At 73.2% G+C, this 23239-nt stretch carries 20 protein-coding genes; 6 read left to right on the top strand and 14 right to left on the bottom strand.

Going from position 1 to position 23239, the window contains the following annotated elements; all coding sequences use genetic code 11:
• The first annotated feature begins 14 nt into the window (after window positions 1–14).
• Genes AB0K28_RS14170 through AB0K28_RS14160 form a run of 3 tightly spaced genes read left to right on the top strand, consistent with a single transcriptional unit; the run spans window position 15 to window position 3863 of the window.
• Window positions 15–638 carry a hypothetical protein gene (locus tag AB0K28_RS14170; protein ID WP_345399817.1) on the top strand — a complete coding sequence of 208 codons (624 nt, stop codon included), beginning with the start codon at window positions 15–17 and terminating at the stop codon, window positions 636–638.
• A gap of 10 nt (window positions 639–648) precedes the next feature.
• Window positions 649–1881 carry a hypothetical protein gene (locus AB0K28_RS14165; protein ID WP_364369208.1) on the top strand — a complete coding sequence of 411 codons (1233 nt, stop codon included), beginning with the start codon at window positions 649–651 and terminating at the stop codon, window positions 1879–1881.
• Complete coding sequence (locus tag AB0K28_RS14160) at window positions 1878–3863, top strand: protein kinase (RefSeq protein ID WP_364369205.1); 1986 nt, start codon at window positions 1878–1880, stop codon at window positions 3861–3863. Before AB0K28_RS14165 ends, AB0K28_RS14160 begins: the two co-directional genes overlap by 4 nt.
• Window positions 3864–3963: 100 nt before the next feature.
• Here the strand turns inward: AB0K28_RS14160 and AB0K28_RS14155 are convergent, their stop codons facing one another.
• The 10 genes from AB0K28_RS14155 to AB0K28_RS14110 form a co-directional block, all read right to left on the bottom strand.
• Window positions 3964–6120, bottom strand: a complete 2157-nt coding sequence (locus AB0K28_RS14155) for a transglutaminaseTgpA domain-containing protein (protein WP_364369202.1) — start codon at window positions 6118–6120, stop codon at window positions 3964–3966.
• A gap of 437 nt (window positions 6121–6557) precedes the next feature.
• A complete protein-coding gene (locus AB0K28_RS14150; RefSeq protein ID WP_364369199.1) occupies window positions 6558–7679 on the bottom strand; it encodes a DUF58 domain-containing protein in 1122 nt (373 codons plus the stop codon).
• A complete protein-coding gene (locus AB0K28_RS14145) occupies window positions 7676–9826 on the bottom strand; it encodes a hypothetical protein (protein WP_364369196.1) in 2151 nt (716 codons plus the stop codon). The genes AB0K28_RS14150 and AB0K28_RS14145 overlap by 4 nt, the downstream gene beginning before the upstream one ends.
• Window positions 9827–9929: 103 nt before the next feature.
• On the bottom strand, window positions 9930–10082 hold the full coding sequence (locus AB0K28_RS14140; RefSeq protein ID WP_364369193.1) for a hypothetical protein: 153 nt from the start codon (window positions 10080–10082) through the stop codon (window positions 9930–9932).
• 321 nt (window positions 10083–10403) lie between these two features.
• Window positions 10404–11132, bottom strand: coding sequence for a class I SAM-dependent methyltransferase (locus tag AB0K28_RS14135; RefSeq protein WP_364369190.1), 729 nt, complete (start codon window positions 11130–11132; stop codon window positions 10404–10406).
• The gene (locus AB0K28_RS14130) at window positions 11114–12196 is read right to left on the bottom strand and encodes a LacI family DNA-binding transcriptional regulator (RefSeq protein ID WP_345399787.1); all 1083 of its coding nucleotides are present in this window, start codon (window positions 12194–12196) and stop codon (window positions 11114–11116) included. Before AB0K28_RS14130 ends, AB0K28_RS14135 begins: the two co-directional genes overlap by 19 nt.
• Window positions 12197–12205: 9 nt before the next feature.
• Window positions 12206–12925 carry a cupin domain-containing protein gene (locus AB0K28_RS14125; RefSeq protein WP_364369186.1) on the bottom strand — a complete coding sequence of 240 codons (720 nt, stop codon included), beginning with the start codon at window positions 12923–12925 and terminating at the stop codon, window positions 12206–12208.
• A complete protein-coding gene (locus tag AB0K28_RS14120) occupies window positions 12922–13824 on the bottom strand; it encodes a PmoA family protein (RefSeq protein ID WP_364369183.1) in 903 nt (300 codons plus the stop codon). The genes AB0K28_RS14125 and AB0K28_RS14120 overlap by 4 nt, the downstream gene beginning before the upstream one ends.
• On the bottom strand, window positions 13821–14912 hold the full coding sequence (locus AB0K28_RS14115) for a Gfo/Idh/MocA family oxidoreductase (protein WP_364369180.1): 1092 nt from the start codon (window positions 14910–14912) through the stop codon (window positions 13821–13823). The genes AB0K28_RS14120 and AB0K28_RS14115 overlap by 4 nt, the downstream gene beginning before the upstream one ends.
• A 111-nt stretch (window positions 14913–15023) precedes the next feature.
• Complete coding sequence (locus AB0K28_RS14110) at window positions 15024–16043, bottom strand: LacI family DNA-binding transcriptional regulator (RefSeq protein WP_364369177.1); 1020 nt, start codon at window positions 16041–16043, stop codon at window positions 15024–15026.
• A gap of 112 nt (window positions 16044–16155) precedes the next feature.
• Here AB0K28_RS14110 and AB0K28_RS14105 point away from each other — a divergent pair, with 112 nt between their 5' ends.
• On the top strand, window positions 16156–17415 hold the full coding sequence (locus AB0K28_RS14105; protein WP_364369174.1) for a serine hydrolase domain-containing protein: 1260 nt from the start codon (window positions 16156–16158) through the stop codon (window positions 17413–17415).
• 121 nt (window positions 17416–17536) lie between these two features.
• A complete protein-coding gene (locus tag AB0K28_RS14100) occupies window positions 17537–17935 on the top strand; it encodes a hypothetical protein (protein ID WP_345399778.1) in 399 nt (132 codons plus the stop codon).
• 48 nt (window positions 17936–17983) lie between these two features.
• Here the strand turns inward: AB0K28_RS14100 and AB0K28_RS14095 are convergent, their stop codons facing one another.
• The 4 genes from AB0K28_RS14095 to AB0K28_RS14080 all read right to left on the bottom strand — a co-directional run bounded on the left by AB0K28_RS14095 (window position 17984) and on the right by AB0K28_RS14080 (window position 22560).
• Window positions 17984–20887: a M36 family metallopeptidase gene (locus tag AB0K28_RS14095; RefSeq protein ID WP_364369171.1), complete on the bottom strand. Its 2904-nt coding sequence runs from the start codon at window positions 20885–20887 to the stop codon at window positions 17984–17986.
• Window positions 20888–21108: 221 nt separating this feature from the next.
• Window positions 21109–21621, bottom strand: coding sequence for an NAD(P)H-dependent oxidoreductase (locus AB0K28_RS14090; protein ID WP_364369168.1), 513 nt, complete (start codon window positions 21619–21621; stop codon window positions 21109–21111).
• On the bottom strand, window positions 21618–21773 hold the full coding sequence (locus AB0K28_RS14085) for a hypothetical protein (protein ID WP_345399766.1): 156 nt from the start codon (window positions 21771–21773) through the stop codon (window positions 21618–21620). Before AB0K28_RS14085 ends, AB0K28_RS14090 begins: the two co-directional genes overlap by 4 nt.
• The gene (locus AB0K28_RS14080; protein ID WP_364369165.1) at window positions 21766–22560 is read right to left on the bottom strand and encodes an ABC transporter ATP-binding protein; all 795 of its coding nucleotides are present in this window, start codon (window positions 22558–22560) and stop codon (window positions 21766–21768) included. Before AB0K28_RS14080 ends, AB0K28_RS14085 begins: the two co-directional genes overlap by 8 nt.
• Window positions 22561–22680: 120 nt before the next feature.
• On the opposite strand from AB0K28_RS14080, the gene AB0K28_RS14075 reads away from it, so the two are divergent.
• Entirely contained in the window at window positions 22681–23010 is a 330-nt protein-coding gene (locus tag AB0K28_RS14075; protein WP_345399760.1) for a putative quinol monooxygenase, read from the top strand.
• Window positions 23011–23239 lie beyond the last annotated feature (229 nt).

Raw genomic sequence — 23239 nt, 5'->3', positions numbered from 1 at the left:
CGCGGAGAGTGAGCATGACGGTACCTGCCGCCGAGGGTGGCGACGCGCACGGCGACCCCAGGCCGGGCATCGGGCTGTCGCGGCTGCAGCGGCCGACGAGGACCGTCGGCCATGAGGACGCCATCTCCTCCCACGAGGAGCACATAGAGGCGCGCGGCGTCGAGGACGCCTACGCCGACCACATCCACGACCACCGCAACGGCGACTACCCGCCGGAGCCGCCGCCCGCCCCGACGCAGGCGCAGCTCGACGAGCTGCTCGCGGCCAACCGCGTGGACCCTGGGACGACGAGCAGGACGATGTTCGTCAAGATCGGCGAGTACGAGGACCCCGCGTCCGGCAGACCGCTGCCGTCGTCGCCGGTCGAGCGGCTGCGCCAGGACCTCGAACGCCTCCAGGGCGCGGCCGGCGAGAGCCTCAAGGTCCGCCTCCTGCGGGCCAAACTCAGCGAACAGGACCTCGGCACCTGGCAGGCCGCCACCGACCTCAAACACACCACCGACCAGGCACAGACCACCCTCGACCAGGTCATCACCCGCGTCACGCAGGTGTACGAGGCCGTGGTGCAGGCACTCGACGAGACCGTCAAGACCGCGAAGAACGCCGACCGGTCCATCGCGGGCGGCGTCAGGAAGTGACGGAGGTCCGATGACCGACTACTGGGTCGGAACGCTGAAGGACAGCCGGGAGCCGCAGATCGACGGCACCCAGCCGCTGGGCGGCGACGCCGAGAGCAGCGACGGCATCTCCGACCTCATCCAGTCCACCAAGCCGGAGAAGGTGGCCGAGGCGGGACGCCGGTACACCGAGATCGCCGAGATGTGCGCCACGTCGGTGGAGCTGCTGCACACCGAGGCCGCGCGCATCGCCCAGACGCTGGGCGGGGAGTCGCTCGAGGGCATCTTCGGCACGATCGGGGAGCTCCAGCGCGACCTCGCCCGCCTCAGCTTCGCCGCCAGGTCCGTGGGTCAGCCCCTCGTCTGGTACGGGGCCGAGGTGCTGCCCTGGTTCCACCACAACGTGCCCAGGACGGGCAGCGTGGACCTCGACGACTCACTGGGCGACGCCGTGGGCACCGACACCAACGCCCACGCGCTCGCCCGGCACCACCTCCAGCAGCTCAACCGCTTCATCCAGGCCGTCTACCACTCCATCGACGACCACGTGGAGCAGCGGACCACGGCGCCGCAGACCTCGCTCACCGACCCGTCGTTCGACCCGCGGCTGGGGCTGCCGAGTGGGCTGACGGCGAACCCGTACGGAAACCTCGGCTCGACTCCCGGCTTCGACGGCCCAGGACTGCCCGGGTCCGGCGGCCCGGACCTGCCGCGCCTCGACGACCCGTCCCTCCAGGACCCGTCCCTGCGCGACCCCTCCGCCCCGGACCCGTCGGCGCAGGACCCCTCACTGCAGGACCCCTCACTCCAGAACCCGTCCCTGCAGAACCCGTCGCTGCAGAACCCCTCACTCCAGAACCCCTCACTCCAGAACCCCTCCCTGCAGGACCCGTCACTGCGGAACCCGTCCCTGGAGAACCCGTCGCTCCACCAGCCCGACCTGCGGAACCCGGCCACGCACCTGTCCAGCTATCCCAACCCTCAGGTGCCGACCACCCAGTCGATCGTCCCCGGGATGCCCACCGGCGCAGGCCCCTCGATGCTCCCCGGCAGCGCCGCCGCCACCCAGCTCGGCGGCACGCCGGGGGGTCCTGGCGCGCCGGGCGCGGGCGGCATGCCGGGCGGGCCGATGGGCATGATCCCGCCGATGGGCGGCGCCGGGGGTGCCGGGCAGGAACGCGAGCGGGAACGCATGAAGATGCCGCTCACCGAGCACGACCCGTTCGACAGCGATGACCTGGGCGGCCCGCCCCTGATCACATGACCCCACCCACCGACCGGCCCCCCGGCCACCCCGGACAGGTCCACGACACCCACCCACCTGGACCCGCCCGACAAGCCGGTGACCTCCAGCCGCCCGCACCCGCCCAACAGGCGCGCGGCCCGCACACGCCCGGAGCCGTCCACCAGGCCCGCGGCCCGCACTTGTTCAGATCCGCCGAACGGGTTCGCGGTTACCACCTGGTCGGGCCTGCCGGCGAGGACGGCCCCTGGACCGTGTATCGGGCGCGCTCGGTGGCCACCATGGCGGACGTCCTGGTCAAGACGCTGGCCTGCCACCGCGTGGACAAGCGGGCGCTCAAGCGGATCATCCGCGGGTTCGCCTTCCCTGACGAGCTGGCCGCGCACGACGGGGTGATCCCCGTCCTGGAGGTGGGTGCGACGGGAGATGGGCGGCCGTACCTGGTGACGCCTCCCCACGACGGCCTCACCCTCGCCGAACGCCCGGACCGCGACCGTCCCATGCCGGTGGAGCAGGTCGCCGGCCTGCTGGCCGCGGTGGCGCGCGCCGTCGCGGCGACTCATGCGGCGGGCGGCGTACACGGACGCGTCACGCCCTCGAACGTGGTCATGACCCCGAACGGCGTGATGCTGACCGGCTTCGCGATGTCAGCCCTGATGTCGATCGCCGAACTCCCCGACGGCACCCCACCGTCCGTCCACGCCTCCCCCGAGGAGTTGGAGGGCCGCCCGCCGGTAGCCGCCTCCGACATCTACTCCCTGGCCTCAACCACCTACGAACTCCTGACCGGCCACCCCGCCTTCCCCCTGGAAGGCGCCACCAACACCGCCAGATTCACCCTGGCCGTCCTGACCGAACCACCCCCACCCCTACCTCCCACAGTCCCTGAGGCCCTGGCCACCCTCCTCACGCAAGCCCTCTCCAAGGACCCCACCACCCGCCCCACAGCCACCACCCTTGCCACCACCGCCCACCGTTTCGCCGGCGGCCCTCCGCGACCTCACACCACCGGCACTCCCGCCGCCGGGAAGGGCGCCACGACCGGCCGCGACCCCCAGCAGGCCGCCCCCGCCGGCTCTGCCGCCGACCAGCGTGTCGGCACCCCGCGCCTGCCCGCGTGCGGATCACCGGGCAACCAGGAGCTGTCGGGGCCCAGGGAGCTGGTGTGGACCGTGGACTCCGAGCGGTCTCGGGTCAGGCCGCCGGCGGGGCCTCAGCCGTTCCTGCCGCCGCCGCCCGAGCCCGGCTCGTCCGCCCAGGCGCCGGCTGCCCAGGCGCCGGCCACCGCGGAAGGCGGGCGGCGGGGGCGGATGCCGCTGGTCGTGGCGGGCGTGTCAGTGCTGGCCGTGCTGGCCGGCGCGGGCAGTGTGGCGCTGGCGATGAGCGGTGACCAGGGCGTCACGCTGACCGCCGACCACCAGGCGGCCGCCACCCAGCCCCCGGACACGGGGGTGCAGGACGGACAGCCTGGCGAGGGTGACACGCAGAACAACCCTGAGAACGGGCAGGTCCAGGACGGGCGGCCTCAGCCCTTTCAGCCTGACGCGCAGGCCACCGGTGACCGTTCGCAGCCCGAGCCGTCGCCGGCCCCCGAGCAGAGCACGGCCGGCCCCGCCACCTCACCACCGGCCACGCTCAGCACCCCCGACCCTGCCACCCTCACCGCCTACCGCCCCAAGAGCCTCAAGCTGGTCGCCGACAACGGCACCACGGTGACGCTGTCCTGGAAGACGGCACGCAAGACCGAGTACCCGGTGATCGTCCAGCAGGCCCCCGACGATCGCCTGATGTCGGCCCCGGCCGGCAGTACCACGTACACGGTGGGGAAGCTCGACCCGGGCACCGGCTACTGCTTCAAGGTCGGCGCGGTGGTCGCGCTCGGCCGGCCGTCATCGGTGGCCTGGTCGTCGGCGCTGTGCGTCAGAGGCGCCGCGGAGACCGGCGCGGAAGACGACGTCCAGCCCCCGATCGTGCTTCCCCTGGTCACCCCACCGACCGGCTGACCCCACCCGTCACGCCGACGAGCCCCGGCCAGGCCGCCGACCCCGCTGGCGGAGCCTGGTCGCCGCCTCCAACCGACCGGCCCGGCCGCCGGGGCCGGCCTCAGCCGATCAGTGACAGGGGTGACAGCCGGCCGGCGGCCCGGCGCAGGAGGCTCACCCTCTGCCTGACCAGGGTGTCCACCGTCGTGTGGTGCTGCCAGGCGAGGTCGGCGTCGTCCGCGTTCACGGGGGTGTCGCCGAAGGTGGCCGCATTGGCGAGGGCGACGAGGGACGTGAGGGGCGCGCGGGCGGCGGGGTCCAGGGAGCGTTCGGCCAGGGAGGCCACCTCGCCCGCCGTCAGCGTCCCCGACGTGACGGGGAGGCCGGCGGTGCGGAGGCGGGTCAGGGTCTGCTGCCAGGCTCCGATGACGCGGGCGGCCGGTGCGACGGCGCGGCGGCGGCGCGTCCGGCGTACCAGAGGGACGAGGGCGGCGGCGAGCACATAGGCCGCCGCCAAGCCGCCGGCCACCGTAGCCCACACCCACGGTCCGATCGAGGCGTCCTTGTCGGAGGTCGAAGGTGGGGTGGGGCGCTTGGTGGGGGTCTTGGTGGGCTTGGGCGGGGTGGCGTCCTCGTTGATGGCCTGCTCGATCTCCTTCGCCTGCTTGGGCGCGCCCTCGGCGACGTCCCCGCCCTCGCCGGAGCGCGTACGGGACGGCGTCGGATAGAACGGCACCCACCCGATGCCGTCGAACTCGACCTCGGCCCACGCCAGCACGTCCCCGCCGCGCACCTGCCGGACGCCGCCCCGCTCCTTCCCCGGACGGAACCCGACGACGATCCTGGTCGGCAGCCCGATCGCCCGCCCCAGCAGCGCGAACGACGCCGCGAACTGCTCGGTCGTCCCCCGCTTCGACTCGGTCAGGAAGAACTCGATGCTGCGGTAGCCGTGCCCGGGTGGCGCGTTGACGTCATTCACGGCGAGTTTGCGCAGGTAGGCGGCCAGTTTGGCGGCCTGCTGGCTCGGGCTGCGGGCGCCGGCGGTGGCGCGGCGGGCGATCTCGCCGAGGCGGGCGCGCTGGGGCGGGGTGCGGCCGTCGGGGCCGTCGGGCAGCCGCCGCTGTTCGGGGTCGTCGGCGGGTGACGCCTGTCGCAGCTCCGCCGCCGGATATGTCCGGACTCCTGATGTCACCTGGTACGTCAGCCCCTCCCGCGCCCGCGTGCTGGCCAGCATGCCGGTGCCGGGGTCGACCACGAGGCCCGTACCGGTCGCCGCGAGTGGCCGGTCGGCGGCGGGCAGCCAGGGCCCCGGCAGCTTCTGCACGGTGAACCGCTGCTCCACGGTGTCGCGCGCGGCGTCGTCCGCGCCGGGGACGCGTCCGCCGGTGGGGAGGAAACCGGCGCTGGACGTCCAGTTCACGCCGTCGAACCGGTCGAGGACAGCCAGGCGCAGGTTCGCCTCGGACGTGGTGCGGACCGTGAACAGCTCGCGCCGCGGATTCTGCAGCCAGGCCGACACCTGGTCGAGGGCGCTCACGCCTTTGATCGGCTGGGGTGGGGGCTGCTCGACGAGGGTCCGTACGTCGAAGGGCCTCCCGGCGAGGGGCAGCACCGGCGCGACGACTGCCGCGGCTGCCACCAGCCCGGCCAGCAGCGGCACCCCGGCCGCCACCGCGAGCGGCGACCTGCCGGTCCTGACCAGCCCGAGCAGCAGCACGAGCCCGGCGAACGCGGCCGCGTAAGGCAGCACCGTCCCGCCCCCCGCCACCCCGAGCACGACGGCCGCCCCGAACACCGGCAGCGCCGCCACGGCGGGCAGCATCGGGGTACGGCGGCGCAGCGCCAGCTCGGCCGCCACGGTGGTCGCCGTCCAGACCAGGAAGCTGACCAGCACGATCGCGGGGCTGCCCGGGGCGGCGGGCAGGATGGTGGTCAACAGCCACCCGCCCGCGTCGCGCACGCCCAGCAGCGCCGCCCTTACGGCTCCGGGGCCGGGGAGGAACCCGAGCCACGCCTGCTCCCTGAACACCGTGGCCGACACCACCGTCAGCCACCCCAGCACGCCGACCGGCACCGTCCCCCACAACGGCAGCCGGCCCGACAACGCGAGCGCCAGCACACAAGGCCCTGCGACGGCCAACCCGACGACGGGCAGCAACGCCTCCAAGGCGAACACCCCGTCGAACGCCAACCCCGCACACGCCACCAGCAACCCGGCCACGACCACGGCGGCCACCCGCCGCCCCAACGGCTCCTGCTGCTGATCCCGCGCCAGCACCCGAGAACTGTCAACGGCCTGGGATGCCGCACCACCCCGACCGTGCGCACGCCCCCCGACGCGCCGCGTCCCTTGAGCAGGGGTGGGGGTCCCTTGAGCAGGGGTGGGGGTCCCTTGAGCAGGGGTGGGGGTGAGGCCGGAGGCGGGCTCGGGACCCGAGCCGGCGGGGTGGCCAACCCTCGGACCACCCGGGTGGCCCAGAGCCGACCCAGCAGAGTGGCCCACAGCCGGGCCGGCAGAGTGACCCGGCGCCACGCCGCCGTGACCGGCCAAGAGGCCGGGATCTTGCCCGGCCGCCGCCCCACTGTGGGTGGTCGCGGGCCCGGTGGTCGCGGGCCCGGTGGCCTGGCCCGGCGCTCGTGCGGGGGGCGGGGCGGCGGGGTGGCCGGGGGTTGAGGCGTTGTGGGGTGGGTCGCTTGGGGGTGTGCCGTGGGGGGTCAGCGTGGCCATGCTGCCGCCAGTTCGTCCAAGTCCGTCGCTTCGATGACGGTGACCCCCGCGGCCCGTGGCGCGCCGGCCTCTGGTGGGCCGACGTGAACGAACAGGGCCTGGCCGAAGCGGCGGCGGACGGCTGCCGCGTCGGCCAGGGCCCCATAGCCGCCGCTGATCAGCACCAGCGCTCCGCCCGCCCCCGCGTGGCGGAGCGCGTGCAGCGGCGGTTCGGCCCGGTCCGAGCGTTCGACGAGCGCGAGCCGGTCCAGGACCTCCTCGTCCTCGCCAGGACCGCCCTTGGCGTGCACCAGCTCGCCCTCCCCGGTGAGCACCCGCACGGGGAACCGGTCCCGGGTGACGGCGCAGGCCGCCGACGCCGCGACGTCCACGGCCAGCTCGAACTCGTCGTCCCCCTCGTACGACGAGCTCCGGGTGTCGAGGACGACCACGGTGTCCGGCAGGTTGACGTCGGTCAGCTCCTTGACCATGAGCACGCCGGTCCTGGCGGTCGAGCGCCAGTGGACGTGCCGCAGGTCGTCGCCGACGACGTACTCGCGCAGGCCGTTGAAGCTGCTCGCGCCGGACGGCGCGGAGCGGGAGGCGAGCCCGTCGAGGTGCCGTTGCCGCCCGGAGCGCAGCGGCCCGAGCGGCACGGTGCGGGGCCGGACGAGCAGCAGGTCGGCCCGCCCGTACGCGATGGAGCGCCGCGCCAGCCCGAACGGGTCGGCCCGGTCGAGCAGCAGCGGCCCCACCGGTGTGCGCCCGCGCCGGCGGGTGGGCAGCCGGTACGACACCGTCCGCGCCGCCCGCCTGCCCACCGACGGCACCTCGACCGTCACCGTGGTCTCGCGGCACGTGTCGCGCGCCACCAGCCCGGAGTGCCGCCACCGCCCGGCGTTGCGCACGTGCAGGACGGCCACGGCCGGCTCACCGCGCGCCACCTTGACCGGCGTCACCTCGCGCCGCACCTCCAGCCGGGCGCCTCTGAGCGTCCACAGCGCGCCGGCGCCGACGGCGGCCAGCCCGGCCACGGCCAGCACCGCCGCCTGGGAGTAGCCGAGCGACGCCCCGGCCGCATAGACCAGCACGGACGCCACGGCCAGCCCCCACCCCGCGCGAGTGATCATTCGCACTCCCAGAGCGGGGCGGCCGGGAAGCCCCCCTTCGGGGTGTCGACGAGCACGTCGTTGAGCCAGCCGTTGCCCCGGGGCGATTCGATCTTGTTCCAGACGTCGCTGCTCTGGCCCGTGTACTGGTCGGTGTAGGCCGGGCCCTTCTGCTGGCAGAGCACGGTGAGCGTGATGTACTCCCCCTTGGGGATCTTGCCCGCCTCGCCGCCGCCGGGCGCCGAGCGGATGAGCGTGTTGGTGTCGTTGTTGTTGGCGTTCTTGAACTGCGCGGACGGCGGGCGCAGCTCGGCGGTGGCCTCGGCGCGTTCCTGGCTCTCGCCCGCCTCGTTCCTGGCGCGCAGCGTCCAGGTGTAGGACTGGCCGTTCTTGAGCCCGGTCACCTCGGCGCTCGTGCCCTCGGGCTGGGCGGGGTGCTGACCGGGGCCTTCCAGCGTGTACGTGACGCCGTCCGCCGCGTTGTCGGGAGCCGCCCAGGTGAGGTCGGCCCCGTGGTTCTTGCCCTTGGCGGTGAACGACGCGGGCTTGCCGGGGGCGACGCAGGGACGTACCGGGATGGACGGGGCCGACTCCACCTCGCCGCCGGCGTACTCGGCGACGACGCGGAACGAGTACTCCTGGTCGCACCGCCCGCCCGTCACCCGGAACTGGAACGGCCCGTCCGGCCGCACCTTCGACGGCGTGACGTCGGCGCCGCCGGGGGCGCCCTTGAGCGTGTACCCCGTCACGTCGCCCTTGGCCGACGGCGTGAAGACGACCTCCATCCAGCCGGGGCCGGAGTTCGCGGTGACCGCGCCGGGCGGGTCGGGGGTGACGGTCGGCGTCGGGGTCGGGGTCGGGGTCGGGGTGGGAGTCTTCGTGGGAGTGGGAGTGGGGGTGGGCGTGGGGGTCGCGGTGACCGTCACCGTCGGCACGGCCGTCTTCGTCTTCGCCGGCACCGTCGTGGTGGCGGTCGGCCTGGTCACGGTCGTCGGCTGCACCACGGTCGGCGTGTACGTCGGGATCGGCAGCGGCGTCGGGCTGTCCTTCTGGCCGAGCGCCTCGTCGTACTTGCCGACCCGGTGTCCCCTGCCGTCCTCCTCGATGACCAGGGCGGCCTCGCTGAACTGGTCGTTCACCCAGAGCAGCCCGTCCTTGACGAACACCTCAAGCGGCCCCGCCTTGCCCGTCACGACCTTGTCGGCCTCGAACCGCTTGGCCACCGTGTCGTACACGATGAGCTTGCCCGCGCTCTCGTCGGCGATGTAGACGCGCCGCCCGAGCGCCTGCGGCGCGCCCAGCTTGCCGCCCTTGACGGCGACGGTGGTGAGGGCGCCGGTGGCGGTGTCCACGAGGACGAGCGCGCCCTGCTTCGGCGCGAGGATCGGCACCACCTGGCTCTCGGCGACGGCGGGCACCAGCAGGCCGGCGCTGCCCGCGCCGGTGACCGTGCTGGGCAGGCTGACCTGCAGCCGGGTGCCGGTGCCGCCGATCACCATGGCGGTGGCGGCGGCGGAGTTGGTGACCAGCGGGACGCCGTTCGCGATCGTCAGCGTGAGCGGGTCGCCCGGCTCTCCGACCGTCACCGCCTTGCCCTGCTGGGCGCCGTTGATCTGCACGAGCGTGCCCTCTTCTGGCACGGGCACCCACAGTGTGCCGTTCTTGTCCAGCCCGGCCTGCCCGAGCGGCGGCTGCAGCGTGATCGGGGCGCCGACGGTGTCCACGGTCAGCGGGTCGAGCTGCTGCACGGTGCCGCCGCGCGGGTCGATCCCGTACGCCTTGCCGGCGCCCATCACGATCTGCATGCCGCCCGCGCCCAGCTTGCCCGTCTGCGCCACTTCGAGCTGGGTGGGGTCGATGCGGCTGACCTGGCCGGTGGACTCGTCCATGACCAGCACGTTGTCGCCGTCCTGCACGACCTTCAGCGCCTGCCCCTCGGCGGAGGCCAGGTCCACCCGGCCGTCCAGCTGCCCGGACAGGCCGTTGGCGTGCACCACCTCACCGTTGAGCGCGCTGGCCAGCCAGGCGCCCACGTCGGCCAGCTTCGGGCGGGCGCTCGAGACGCCCGTGCCCAGGAACAGGCCCACTCCCACCAGCGCGGCTGCCAGCACGGCCGCGACGATCCCCGCCGCCCGCCGCCCCGCCGCGCTCCCCCACCGAACGGCCACCGATTCACATCCCGCGAGCTTCGTCCGCATACGTATCCGCGGACACACTAGGCCACGCCCCGGGGCCGCCGACCTCCCTTCAAAGAATGTGGAAACGTCCGGCTCAGGAACCCTGCCGCGTCTCAGCCACGAGGGGCAGCGTCCGCAGCCGCCCCTCGATGTGGGAGGCCACGAACGCGGGAACGTCCGCCTCTGCCTTGGTCTGCGACCACGACTCGGCCGGCGCGATCACGGTGTCCCGTACGACGCCCGCCACCCGTCGAGCCCCGCCCGCCGCGCGAGGCTGCGGAAGTCGCCGGACGTGATGGCCTCGTCCCCGGGGTGTTGATCCGGGCGTAGATCTCCCGGACGGGGCGGTCGTCCTGGCCCGTCACGACGTACAGGGGGATCCGGTGGTCACGCCCGGTCTCGACGACCTGCTCCGCCCTGGCGGGAAGCCGGGGAGGCGGGGATCCGGATCCGGCCGCGCCGCGCGAGGTCCACCAGTTCGCTCAGCGAGAGTCGGCAGACCTTCGGCCGGGTCACCGCAGCCACCGCGCCCTCCCTCCCCGGCCCGCATCAGTGGATGGTGCCGATCTTATGGGCCGGTGCTAGCGAGGAGGGCGAAGCGGTGGGCGGTGGCTTTCAGGGGGGCTCGGGACTCGTGGAGGGTGCGGAGGTGCGGGGCGTACGTCTGGACGTCGAAGGCGGGGATCTGCCACGGGACCATGCGGAGGAACAGGACGAGGGCGCCTATGTCGTGGAACGTGGTGGTGGAGGTGGCTTCGGCGCTCCAGATGACGTCCAGGCCCGCGTCCCGCAGGCCGTTCGTCGCTTCGGGCAGGCTCCAGGTGGCGTTGTCGTGAGGTGGGGCTTTCAGTGCTGTGTTGAGCTCCTCCAGGTCGCGGCCGGCCACCTGCTGGGTGAGGAAGGTGCCGCCCGGGGTCAGGAGGCGGCGGATCTCGTGCGGGTCGTACGCCTCGTGGCGGCTGGTGATCAGGTCGAACGAGGCGTCAGGGAAGGTCGCCGTGGTGTCCGTGACCTCTACGCCCAGGGGTGCCAGCCTTCTCCTCGCGACCGGGAGGTTGGGGGCGTGGCGCTCGGTCGCGGCGGTTCCGTGCGGGAGCGGGGCCAGGGAGGCGAGCAGTTCGCCGCCGCCGGTGCCCAGGTCGAGCAGGGCCTTCGTGGTGGGGAGGCGGTCGCGGACGAGTTGCTCGTAGTCCCAGGGCAAGGTGCCCTCGTACGTGATCCGGCCTTTCAGCGCGCTGAAGTCCCAGCCTTCGAAGTCGGTGGTCAGTGCCTCGTCGATCAGCTCGTCGTAGCCCATGGGCGCGATTCTGCCGGACGCCGTCGGGGTGGGGTGCTGGCGCGGAGGATGACGGTCGTGGTGAGGCTGGGAGGGGTGGCGTCGTTCGACAGGGCGAGGCGGACGGCGGCGGCGCCTGCCTCGCGGAGCGGGACCGCGACCGAGGTCAGGGCGGGGACGACGTCCACGGCGGGTGCGATGTCGTCGAAGCCGGCCACCCCGATGTCCGTCCCCGGCCGCAGCCCGGCGTCGCGCAGCCCGGTCATCGCGCCGATCGCCATCACGTCGTTGACCGCGAACACCGCGTCCACGTCCCCCGCCCGCTCGGCCAGCCGTCGTGCCGCCGCGTAGCCGCCGTCCCTGGTGAAGCCGGTCTCGACGGCGAGCGGCTCGGGCACGCCTGAGCCCGCCAGCCCGGCCAGGAAGCCCTCGTGCCGCTCGCGGGAGGTGCGCAGCGCGGCGGGGGCGTGCAGGACGGCGAAGCGGCGGTAGCCGGCGCCGAGCAGGGCGCGGGCGAGGTCCGCCGCGCCGCCCCCGTTGTCGATGGTCACGGTCGGGTACGGCAGGTCGCGCTGGCTGATCATGACGACCCCGCCGCCCGCCGTCCGGTACGCCTCCAGCTCCTCCACCAGCGCGTCCCTGGTGCCCGCCCCGTCGATGCGGCTGCCGGTCACGATGACGACGCGCGGGCGGCGGCCCCTGAGCGTCCTGACGATCTGCAGCTCGCGTTCCGGTGAGCCGCCGGCCACCGCCATCGTGAGGATCAGCCCCGCGGCCTCGGCCTCGGCGGCCACGCCCGCGGCGATGGCGGAGAAGTACGGGTCGGCCACGTCGCGCACCACCAGCGCGACGGTCCCGGTCGAGCCCTTCGCGATGGCCTGGGCCGACAGGTGCGGCCGGTAGCCGAGCCGGTCGGCGGCGGCGCGCACGCGGGCGACGTTCTCCGCCCTGACGTGGCGGGCGCTGCCGTTGAGCGCCCGGGAGGCGGTGGCCACGGACACGCCCGCCTCCCGCGCGACATCGTGCAGGGTCGCCGGCCCGCCTGCTCCCCGCGCCCCGTCAGGCGGTCCGCCCGTGCCGGTCATCGTCCCTGGTCAGGTCGGGGTGTGGAGGATGGGGTTGGTGACGTCGTGGGCGCGGAGGTGGCCGCACATGCCCCAGCGCTCCTCGGTGGGCGACTCCATGAGCGCCGCGTCCAGCAGGTGGCCGCCGTCGCCGCGTTCGAGGGCGTCGAGCACGGCGGAGGTGCGGCGGGTCTCCTCGGCGACCGTACGCTCCCAGATGCCCCGCCACTCCCCCACCCGGTCACGTACGAGCGCGACCGCGCTGTCGTAGAAGGCGCGCAGCGCGCCCGGCCCGCCGTCCACGAGCCGCGAGAAGCCTTCGACGGCCAGCTCCCTGCGCCGCCGCACCGCTTCCTCCACATCGGCGGAGGGGAGGGTGGCGGCGGCGCGGTAGCGGGCGGGGTCGGCGACGACGTCCGGCGGGAACGTCATGACCGCGTCCCCCGCCTCGGGCAGCCCCGCGTTGGACATGACGACCACCACCTCGAGCCCGCCCCTGTTGACGGCGCGGTGGATGGTGCCGGGCGTGAACCACACGGTGGTGCCGGGCAGCAGCTCGGTCTCGCGCAGCCCGCCGGCGTCGAGCGTCTGGAGGGCGCCCTGCCCGCCGATCACCACGTACGCCTCCGTCGAGGCCGTGTGCAGGTGCGGCGTGCCGCCCTCCAGGCCGTCGGCGCAGGCGTTGCCCGAGTAGACCGACAGCCGGCTGACGGACGTGCCGCCGGGGAACGCCCCGGGAACGGCGGTCATCGCAGCGCCTCCCTCCCCAGCTCGGCGAGCTTGGCCGTGCCGTCCTCGCCCCGGTCACCGTCGGCGATGACGACCGCGTACCGGAAGCTCAGGCTCTGCCCGTCGGGCAGCGGCACCTCCTCGCTGAAGAACGGCGCGGGGCACAGGCACGCGAACATCTCGGTGCGGGCGAACCACTGCGGCGGGTGCTGCGGGTTGGCGGTGTCGTCGACCATGACGATCGTGGAGTGCTCGCCGGTCTCGTCGTGCCGGCCGCGGAAGCCGAACCACTCGGCGCGCATGCCGCGCAGTTCGTCGCCGCCCGCCCCGGCGGGCGACTGGATGAGGCCGCCGGTGAACGAGCGGGGCCCGCGCCAGAACAGGCCGCCGTAGCCGGCGTTCTCGCGGCCCTTGGTGGTCGGGGAGCCGAAGTCGAGGGTGGCGCCCGACACGTTCGTCATGACGGTCTCGAAGACCAGCGCCCACGCGCCGTCGTCCACGACGGACGCGCCGAGCGCGCGCCGCTCCTCGATGACGGGCGCGCCGGCCTGGGACGTCCAGTCGAGCGCGTGCCCGATCGCGACCCGGCCGCCGTCGGCGGTGAGGTTCGTCATCTCGCGGTGGACGGCGCTGCCGTTGTTGTCGAGCTGGCGGTAACGGCCGTCGGTGAACGTCGGCCCGCCCCAGAAGTTGTGCTCGCCGACGTGCGGCAGCGACCAGGCGATGCCCTTGTGCCACACGTGGTCGTGCGGCCGGTAGAGCGACACGAGCGCGCCGCCGAGGGTGCGGATCGGGTGGAGGTACGGCTTGGGCGACTCCAGCACCGGCGTGTCGGGGCGGTAGACGTAGGTGAACAGCTCGGCGTCGCCCGCGGCGACCGTGACCGACTTTCCGACGGTGTGAGTGGCCTGCAGAGTCACTGGTTCCTCCAGGGGGCGCCGGTGCCGTCCATGCGGCGGGCGAACGGGCTGTCCGCGGTGATCTGCCCGGCCCGTACGCGCTCGCCGGTGAAGGCGGAGGCGTAGAGCGCGGCGATGAACTCCATCGTGCGGCGGGCTTCCTTGGTGCTCACCGGCGGCTGCTCGCCCTGGTCGAGCGCGTCGAGCACGGCCGCGAACCAGCCGGTGTGCCCGCTCGATCCCTCGGTGCGGTCGGCGCCCCACAGCGACTTGACGTCCTCGTGGGCGGGGGCCGGGGTGACCGTCCAGTCGTCGTCGGTGTAGCCGTAGAGGTGCTCGACCTCGATCGTGGCGCGCTCGTAGTCGAAGCGCAGCACGGACGTCTCGCGCGGCGACAGCACCGAGTTGACGACGGTGGCCATGGCGCCGCTCTCGAACCTCACCAGCGCCATCGACACGTCCTCGGTCTCGACGGGACGTGCCTGGCGGGCGGCCATGGCGGTGACCTCGGTCCACGGGCCGAGCACCGACAGCAGCAGGTCGAACTGGTGGATGCCGTGCCCCATGGTGGGGCCGCCGCCCTCGGACTCCCAGGTGCCGCGCCACGGGACCGCGTAGTAGTCCTCGCCCCGGTACCACTGGGTCAGGCAGGTGGCCACGAGCGGGCGGCCCAGCTCGCCCGTCCCGGCCAGGCGGCGCAGCCGGGCCGCTCCGGCGCCGAAGCGGTGCTGCAGGACGGTCGCGACGCGGGCGCCGGTACGCTGCTCCGCCTCGATCAGCGCGTCGAACTCGGCCAGCGAGAGGGTCGGCGGCTTCTCCACCAGGGCCGTGACTCCTGCTTCCAGGCAGGCCAGCGCGATGGGGGCGTGCAGCTGGGGCGGGGTGCACAGGTGGGCGACGTCCAGCTCCTGCTCGCGCAGCAGCTCGTCGGCGCCGGCGTAGGCGTGGGGGATTCCGTACTTGTCGGCGAACTCGCGGGCCCGGCCTGCGTCCACGTCGGCCACGGCGACCAGCTCCGCCCGTCCTCCGGAGCTCTGCACGGCCCTGGCGTGGGCATGGGCGATCCCTCCGGTGCCGATGATCGCGGCCCGGTACTGCTGTCGAGACATGGGTTCCTTCGTCCGATGGTCAGGTCGCGCGGCGCCGCGTGGGAAAACGTATTCCGCAGTCTGCCCCGCCTGTCACATGAGCGTCAAGAGCACCCATACCTGAACAGGACCTCACGAACGGGTGGAGTGGCGAGGGATCAGGTGACCCGTCATGCGGAGGTGCCTAGCCGTGTCCGAAGGGGTCAGGGCGTAGCGGATGGCCTGGGCGCCCGCCTCGGCGAGCGGGAGGGCGACCGTCGTCAAGGGCGGGGTGACGTCGCGGGCCAGGGGGATGTCGTCCACGCCCGTCACGCACACCTCCCCGGGGACGTCCACGCCGGCGGCCCGGAAGCCGGACAGGGCGCCGATGGCGATGGTGTCGTTGACCGCCAGCACGGCCTGCCGCCCGTCCAGGCCACGGGCGACCAGGTCGCGGGCCGCCGCGTAGCCGCCGTCCCGGCTGACCTGGCACGGCAGGACGAGGATGTCGCGGACGCCGCCGGCGGTCAGCCCGGCGACACATCCCGCCGTACGGTCGGCGAGGTTGCGCAGGCCGGGCGACCCGGCGAGGATCGCCACCCGCCGGTGCCCGAGCCCGGCCGCGTACGCCCCCACGAGCCGCCCGCAGCCGTGGTTGTCGAAGCCGATCGTGTCGAAGGGCAAGTCGGTGTCGCCGAAGATGACGGCCCGGCCGCCGTCCCGCTCGTACGACCGCAGCTCCTCGGCCAGCCGGTCGCCGGACGCCCCCGCGAGGAACCGGTTGGAGGTGACGACGAGCGCACGGGGCCGCAGCGACCGCAGCACGCGCACGGTCTCCGCCTGCCGCGCGGCGTCCCCCATCGTGGCGGACACCGTGACGAACGCCCCCGCCGTGCTGGCCTCCCGCTCCATCGCGGCCACCACCATGCCCATCGACGGCGTGGTCAGATCGTCGGCCACGAGCGCGATGGAGTCGCTCGCCGTGCGCATGGCCCTGGCGGCGGCGTCGGCGGTGTAGCGCAGGTCGGCGGCGGCGGCGAGGACGCGGGCCGCGTACTCGGGGGCGACCTTCCTGGCGCTGCCTGCGAGCACGCGGGAGGCGGTGGCGACCGACACCCCGGCGGCGGCGGCCACGTCGCGCAGCGTGACCGTGGGCCGCGCCGCGTGGGGCATCCGCTCTCGTCCTCTCGTGGGGGATTGCAGCGTACCCCTATGACGGCTGTCATATGGAGGTCGTGACAGCGGCATCTGCCCGGGACGGGGCGTAATCGATCATGCTGGCGGCATGACGAAGCGACAGTTTGCCAAGAAGACCGGACGCCGCGCCGCCGCCGTGGCGGCGACGCTCGGTGTGCTGTTCGCCGCGAGCCCGGCGCAGGCCGCCACGGGCGAGGGGCTCGACCGGCGGGCGCTGCGCGAGGCGCTCGACGCCGTGCACGAGGCGGGCATGTACGGCCTGTACGGCGAGGTACGCGACGGGGCGAAGAGCTGGCGGGGCGCCTCGGGGGTGGCCGACGTGCGGACGAACCGCCCGGTCAAGCCGGACATGGTGCACCGGGTGGGCAGCATCACCAAGACGTTCACGGCGGTGGCCGTGCTGCAGCAGGTCGCCCGCGGCACGATCGAGCTGGACGCCCCGATCGGCCGCTACCTGCCGGACGTCGTGCCGGGCGAGCGCGGCCAGAAGATCACCGTACGGATGCTGCTCAACCACACCAGCCACATCGCCGACCTGGTCGGCCCGGCGTTCCCCTCCCTGTACGAGAACTCGACGCAGAGCCTCGACGACCACCGCTTCCGGAAGCTGACCCGGCTGCAGACGGCGAAGTTCGGCCTCGACGCCCCGCCGACGGGCGAGCCGGGCGCCACCCCCGGCGTCTACTCCAACACCAACTACGTGCTGGCCGGTCTGCTGCTGGAGAAGGTGACGGGCACCAAGGCCGAGGACTACATCACCCGTCACGTGATCCGCGAGGCGGGCCTGCGGCACACGGCGTTCCCGCGCACCCCGCACATCCCCGGCCCGCACTCGAAGGCGTACGAGTCGATGCTCGGCCTCATCGATCCGCCGCGCGACTACAGCGTGTACGACATGTCGTGGGTCACCACGGCGGGCGCGCTGACGTCCACGATGGACGACCTCAACCGCTTCTACCGCGCGCTGCTGCGCGGCGAGCTGATCGGCCCGGCCGAGCTGGCGGAGATGAAGAAGACGGTGCCGGTCGTGGCCGGCGGGCTGCTCGACTACGGGCTCGGCATCTACGCCTACGACCTGCCGTGCGGCCGGTTCTGGGGGCACAGCGGCAGCGTGTTCGGCATGGCGACGGAGTCGGCGACCAGCGAGGACGGCGAGCGCCAGATCTCGATGGGCGTCAACAGGACGAAGTACCAGACCATCGACGAGAACGGCCAGGTCGTCCCGCACGACATCGACTACGCCAGCGCGCGGTTCGTGGTGCTCGGCGCGTGCGGGGACGTGCAGGCCAGGACGGCCAAGCAGGGGTACGTCCCGTTCGCCGCGGATGGGGTGCGGGTGAAGCGCTGAGGGGTGTGACGCCGATCACGTTCGTTGTGTGGATTCCTGCGCAGTTGTTGCGGTGCGTCCTCCGTAATGTCCCTCTTGCCGGAAGCACCCCGGCAGCACCGACCAGGGGGAGGAACCCGAAATGCGTAAGACCTTTGCGATCGCCGCTCTCGCCGGTTCGATGGCCGTCACCGGCCTCGCGATGAGCGCTCCGGCCCAGGCCGCCACTCAGACCGCGCACTCGACCGGGACGTCCTGGGGCAAGTTCTTCTCCAGCGACCACAAGGCGTACACGTTCGGCAAGACCTGGAAGTCGCACGGCAAGGTCTACACGAAGTGGTACGGCGTGGACAAGCGCGGCGGCAAGAAGGGCTGGGTCTGGTTCGAGGTCTACCAGAACGGCCACTGGACCAAGTTCAACAAGGCGTGGGACGGCAAGGTCGTCGGCACGTGGAGCGGCCGGGGCATCAAGAAGGTCTACACCTTCACCTGCTGGGCCGGGAAGTTCGACAACTGCGGCAAGAAGTACCGCATCTACTAGGAGATCGAGGCCCGCGGTCCCGAAGCCGGGACCGCGGGCCTTTTCCTGTCAGTGCGAGAACGCCTGCAGCTCGGCCGCCCTGACCTGGTCCCGCTGCGGGCTGGCCGTGGCGCAGTCCGTCGCGGAGTTCGGGTCGTTGTCCTGCTCACCGGCGTACAGCGGGTTGCCGGTGCACTGGGTGGTGAGGGCGCGCAACATGAGGTGCGTCGCGCTGGTGTCGCGCACGTCGAACGACTTGATCAGCATGTCGGCGCCGCGCGGGCGCGGCAGCGAGGCGTCGAAGGCGCTCTTCGAGCTGGTGTAGATCTTCTTGAAGCTCGCCGGGTCGGCGCAGTCCCTGCCGCACGCCAGCACCTCGAAGGAGCGCAGGCTGGAGAAGCGGTTCTGCGCGCCGGGGTCGGCCGGGTCGCCGACGTTCGGCCGCAGCATGGCGCTGACCTGCACCCGGCTGATCTTGACCGGCTTGTCGCCCGCCAGGTCCACCACCACCGACCTGCCGGCCGGCGCGCCGGTGAGCGAGGCCCAGTTCGTGGCCTCGGTCTCGTCGATGAGCTTGTCCTGGTTGACGCCGTCGCCCGTGGCCGTCGCGCCGCTCGCCGCCGACGCGTGGTTGCGCGGCAGGGCCAGCGGGAGCGGCAGCTCGACGCCGGGCACGACCGCGTACGTCAGCCGCCGGTGACCGAAGCCGGGGCCCGCGACGACGAAGTCGTACACGCCGGGCGTCATCGTGACCGTGTCGCCGAGCTCGGTCGCCGGGTCGGTGTCGGCCACCGGCACCGCGCGGGCCTCGTAGTCGCCCACGTACAGCCGCAGCGCCGCGCCCTTCGCCTCGCCGAGCGGCTTGAGCTTCAGCGAGCCGTTCTTGCCCCTCGGGTCGACGAAGCTCGGCGTCGGGTCGGCGTCGCCCGCGCCGCGGCTGGACGCGCCCTCGCCCAGGCCGTGCTCGGCGAACGCGCGCCACATGATGTCCTGGTTCCTGCCGCCGAACCGGATCGCGTCGGCCGCGAGCAGCGCGTCACGGTGGTCGACGTAGCTGACCGCGCCCGAGGCCATCAGCAGCAGCGCGTCGAACGACAGCTGCGCCCAGCGCCGGTTGCCCGGGCACTTCTCGACCGGCGTCTTACCGTCGGCGCACGCCTGCTGCTGCTTGGCCGTGCCCGCGCCGTACCGCTTGACGAAGGCCGCCCGCACGTCGAACTGCGTCGCCGACCAGATCTCCCCGTCCGCGTGCACCTGCGCGCCGACGATGTCGTACGCCACGTCGCTGTAGTTGAGCGGCGACTTCGACATGTCGTAGTTGCGGATGCCGCGTTCCTTGTCGCCGGTCACGTAGCCGCCCGTGACGTACGGGGTGCGGCCGGCGGGGCGGAAGCCGTACTCGTTGAGGTACTCCATGGAGAACAGGTCGGACGTGCTCTCGTTCATGGCTCCGGCCTGGGCGCCGCTCCAGCCGGAGTTCGGGCCGGCGATCATGCGGCCGGAGATGGCGTGCGTGTACTCGTGGGCGATGACCGACATGTCGTAGTCGCCGTCCACGCACGGCGAGTAGAACGACCCGGCGATCGGCTGCCACAGGTACATGTTGGTGATCGGCGCCACCCCGTCGGGGCCGGTGATCTGGTTGGCGTTGTCCCGTACGGACAGCACCCGCGCGCCCGCCTGCGCGTTGCCCTGCTCGGGGTCGCCGCCGAGCCCGCCGCGACCGCCGTTGTCCGCCTGCATGTTCCAGGCCGTCTCGGTGAAGCCGAGCCGGTAGGACCAGTCGTGCATGCGGTTGTGCGCGACGTGCAGGTTGGAGATGGCCGCTTCGAGGTCGGCCTCGCCCGGCTGGTCGAACACGGCCGGGTCGCACTTGGCCCTGTGCCAGGTGTTCTTCCACGGGTAGCGGTAGTCCCTGGCCGGGGTGAGCACGTTGGTACGGGTGCCGACGGAGAACGGGTCGCCGCTGGCGCGGTTCTCGTACGTCCTGGCCGCGTTGCCGACGCTGGTGTTCGTGGGCTCGTTCGTGAGGTGGTCGACGTCCCACGGCTTGCCGGCCGCCGGGTCGCCGCCGATCACCCGGTCACAGCCGGGTCCTGGCGCGGCGCACCACTTCTGGCGGGTGTCCTTGGAGGAGTAGTCGTCGCGCGGGTTCGACGGGAAGACCGACCACTCGGGGTTTCCCGGGTCGGCGTGGTGGTCGACCAGGTTCTCGCGGGTCAGGATCGCGCCGGTGACCGCGTCCACGTGCGTCGTGTACGCCGCCTCCGCGCCCTGCGCGCCGCCGATCAGCACCACCTGGTACGCGCTGTGCACCCCGCCGGGCGCCGGCACCGCCACCTCCGTGGCCTGCTTGGTGACGGCCGTGGCGAGGTCGATGCCGCCGTCCTCGGCCGCGATCTCCATGGCCCGCTGCGCGGTGATCGCGGCGGCCGGCGGCGTGCCCGTCTCGCGCGACAGCGACGACGTGACGTGCCTGACCTGGCCGTCCGTCACGCCGATCGCGACCAGCCCGTCCACCCCGGCGGGCAAATCGCCGAAGCGCTGGCGCAGCAGCACCGCGTGGCCGGGCTCGATGGGGTTGACCGCGACCGTCTCCAGCGCGTCGATCGAGGCGGCGGACAGGCCGAAGAGCTGCTCGTTGGCCTTGAGGTAGTCGCGCGCCGCCTTCTCCGGGTCGCCGCCGAGCCCTTCCGCCAGGGGCTGCGCGCCGGTGATGGTGGCGGGGGTGCCGAGAGCGTTCCAGCGGACCTCGGCGGCGGACCCCGCGACGCGCCGCTCCGCCGACGCCGGGGGCGGCACCTGACCCTGGCGGTTGTCCACATCGGGTTCGCCGTGGAGCTCCGCCTGGAAGTCGTGGATCTCCGGAGCCTGCGCGGCGGGTTCGCCCCGTGCCGCTCCGGTGAGGGGAAGGGTCGCCGCGGTCATCGCGACGACGACGAGTGAGCTGCGTAACCAGGACCTGGTCGACACGTTTCCCTCCTGCGTGCCTGAGGATGCGCAGCGTCGCGCATCTCGCAAGAGGAAATCACCGGCCAACTAAGCTGACAAGATCTTGTAAAGGCGCAAATATCAGCGTATAAGCGGCAGATAACGCCCGCCCCAGCAGCCCACGTGCCACCGGAACGGGCCGGACGACGCCGTCAAGCGGGGCCGTCAAGCGGGGCCGTCAAGCGGGGCCGTCAAGTGGGCGGTCAGAGGGTGGCGTTGATCTGCGGGGCGACGCGTTCCGACCAGGTGGTGAGCACCTCGTCCAGCCGGGGCAGGTCCGCCTCGACGACGGCGAGGCCCGGCGTGGGGACGGTCGCGCCCAGCTCCACCAGCAGCGGCCGCAGGTGCACCTCGACCGCGAGCGCGTGCCGGGCGTCGCCCATGACCAGCAGCGGCAGCGCCGCCTTGCCGGCCAGCGCCTGCGGCGGCAGCCGGTCCAGGAACGCCTTGAGCAGCCCGGTGTAGGTGCCCTTGTAGGTGGGGCCGGCCACGACCAGCACGCTCGCCTCGGCGACCAGTTCGAGCGCGACCTCCACGCCGGTGGAGACGCCGGGGCTGAGCAGGTGCGGGCCGAGCGCCGACAGGTCGATCACCTCGTACGAGTCCGCCGCCCCCAGCCGGTCGAGCCGCTGCCCGACGGCCTTGGCGGCCTCGGCGGCCACGGTCAGCGTCCTTGACCCGGAGCGCGGGTTGCCCACCAGGGCGACGACGCTCATCGGCCCACCACCGCGGCGATCACCCGGAGCCGGCCGCCGGGCACCCGTCGTTCACTCACCCAGTCCTCCTCAGCCTCGTCGTCGGGCAGGTCGTACCAGTGGACGTCGCCCTCCAGCCCGTTCAGCCCGTCCAGCCGTGCCGTGTCAGCCATGCGCGGCCGCCACCCTTCGTTCCCTGGCCGCCGCGACCTCGCCGCGCAGCAGGCTCCATACGCGCCGCCGGCTCCGCGCCGCCGGCCGGCCCGGCGGGAGGACTCCCGGCGGGCCCACGTCGACGATCTCCTTGATCCGGCCGGGCGCCGCCGTCATCACCGCGACCCGCCGCCCCAGCCGGACGGCCACGCCGAGGTCATGGGTGATGAACAGCACGGTCTTGCCGGTCTCCCGCCAGACGCGGACGAGCTCGTCGCCCAGCCTGGCCCTGCTCGGCGCGTCCAGCCCGGCGAACGGCTCGTCCAGCAGCAGCACGCCCGGGTCGAAGGCGAGGCTGCGGGCGAGCGCGACGAGCTGCCGGTCGGCGGGCGACAGCTCGTATGGATACTTGCCGGCGACCCCGTCCAGCCCCACGAGCGCGAGCAGCTCGCGTGTCCGCCGGTCGCGCTCCGGCCTGGGCGCCGCGCCGGCCTCCAGCCCGAACGCCACGTTGGCCCGCGCGCTGCGCCACGGGAACAACGCGTGCTGCTGCACGACCACGCCCCGCTCCAGCGCCGGCCCCGTGACGGGCGCGCCGCCGATGAGCACCTGCCCGCGGGTCGGCCGGACGAGCCCGGCGACCAGCGCGAACACGCTGGACTTGCCGCATCCGCTCGGGCCGACGATCGTGAGCAGCTCGCCTCCCGGCACGTCGAGGTCGACGCCCGACAGCACCGTGACGGGGGCGGCGGGATCGCCGGCCTCCAGCGTCACGTTCCTGAGGGTGAGATGCGGGGCCTGACTCATGCGTACGAAGCTACGAGGCACCGCCCGCAAAGTCAACATTTCCTACATGAGATGAAGACAATGCTCCCTCGATATCGTCGTGCCGTAACGCCGCCTGACGATTCACATCGAGGGGTTTCGATGATCTTCATCACCGCGAAGTTCCGCGTCCTGCCCGAGCACGCCGACGACTGGCCGGCCATCACCCGCGACTTCACCGCCGCCACCCGCGCCGAGCCCGGCTGCCTGTGGTTCGACTGGTCGCGCAGCCTCGACGATCCGAACGAGTACGTACTGGTGGAGGCCTTCAGAGACGACGAGGCGGGCGCCGCCCACGTCCAGTCCGACCACTTCAAGCAGGCCCAGCAGACCCTCCCGCCGCACCTGGCGGAGACGCCGCGCATCGTCAACACCACCATCGCCCAGGACGACTGGTCCGAACTGGGGGAAATGGCCGTCAAGAACGCCTGACCCACCTCCCCGGGCCGCCCACACGGCGGCCCGGGGCCACGGCACCAGGGCGCGTGGCGGCGGACCGCATCGCAGCCGAGCGAGCGTGACGCCTCACGGCGGCCGTTACGCGAACGTTACGAGCGTGCCGGAACCCCTTACAGGCGCGTCATCGCAGGTCACAGTGCACATCGCGGCGCGGGCGCGTTTTTTTCCGGGTTATTGACGAAAAACCATGGACCTCGGCAGA

This window comes from Nonomuraea sp. NPDC049504, from assembly GCF_040676845.1.
In the GTDB taxonomy this organism is placed as follows: Bacteria; Actinomycetota; Actinomycetes; order Streptosporangiales; family Streptosporangiaceae; genus Nonomuraea; species Nonomuraea salmonea.
This window is presented reverse-complemented; position numbering and strand designations above follow the sequence as displayed.